A 1146-nucleotide genomic window follows, 5' to 3' on the forward strand; every position below is an offset into this window, starting at 1 on the left:
GTCCACCCCGAACGTGGTGGTAGAGAAGCTGGAACTGCTGACGGCCGAAGAGCGGGAAGAGCTGCTGGTGACATTCAACGATACGGCGGTGGAGCTGCCTGCGGAAGCAACGGTGCATGCGCTGTTCGAACAGCAGGCTGCACGGACGCCGGAGCAACCGGCGCTCGTAAGCGGAGAGGCGGTATGGACGTACGGCGAGCTGGAAGCACAAGCCAACCGCATCGCCAGCTGGCTGCGTGCGCACGGGGTGAGAAGCGAAGACCGCGTCGGGGTGCTGCTCAGCCGTTCGCCGCAATTGATCGCAGCTCTGCTGGGCGTGCTGAAAGCCGGAGCAGCCTATGTGCCGCTGGATCCGGCACTGCCAGCAGCACGTATCGAGGGAATGATCCAGGATGCCGGTATCCGTATCCTGCTAAGTGAAGAGACGCAGACGGAAATGCTGGCAGATTGGGAGGAAACACCGCTGCGGCATGTTCTGTGCTTGGATGTGGAACGTTTGGCTGTTACGTGCATGGATGCGGAACGCTCCGCCATTACGGAAATAGCCGCTGCGGCTGTTGAAGGAAAGAAGGAACGCTTGGCCGCCACGGATGCCGAAGGGAACTGCTCCGCCATGGTGAGATTCGCCTCCGCGGAAGAACTGGAGGCCTATTCACCAGCATCCACGGGATCAACGGATGTACAGACAACCCCGATAAACAGCGCGTATGTGATCTACACATCAGGCACCACCGGCAAGCCGAAAGGCGTGGTGGTGGAGCACCGGAACATCGTGAACTTTATCGAGGGAATGGTGCGCTCGCTGCCGTTTGCGCCATCTGCGTCGATCCTCTCAGTCACAACGGTATCCTTCGACATCTTCGTGACCGAGAGCTGGGTACCGCTCAGCTGCGGGATGCAGATCATTCTCGCCAGCGAAGCAGAGCTTCAGGATCCTGCGCTGCTGGGCGATTTGCTGGTGGTGCATCCGGTACAGCTGATGCAGACGACGCCTTCGAGGTTGTCGATGATGCTGGAGCAGGAGCACAGCGCAGCGCAGCTGCGCCGTATACCAGCCCTGTTGATTGGCGGCGAGCCGCTGCCCGCGGCACTGCTGAAGCAGCTTCGGGCGCAAACGAATGCGTCGCTGTACAATATGTACGGCCC

The 1146-nt window shown here is 60.6% G+C and carries 1 protein-coding gene; it reads left to right on the forward strand.

Going from position 1 to position 1146, the window contains the following annotated elements:
• A partial coding sequence (locus AZ66_RS29230; RefSeq protein ID WP_044358161.1) for an AMP-binding protein occupies window positions 1-1146 on the forward strand: 1146 nt, incomplete at both ends.

Source organism: Paenibacillus sp. E194 (assembly GCF_000935845.1).
Classification (GTDB): Bacteria; Bacillota; Bacilli; order Paenibacillales; family Paenibacillaceae; genus Paenibacillus_B; species Paenibacillus_B alvei_B.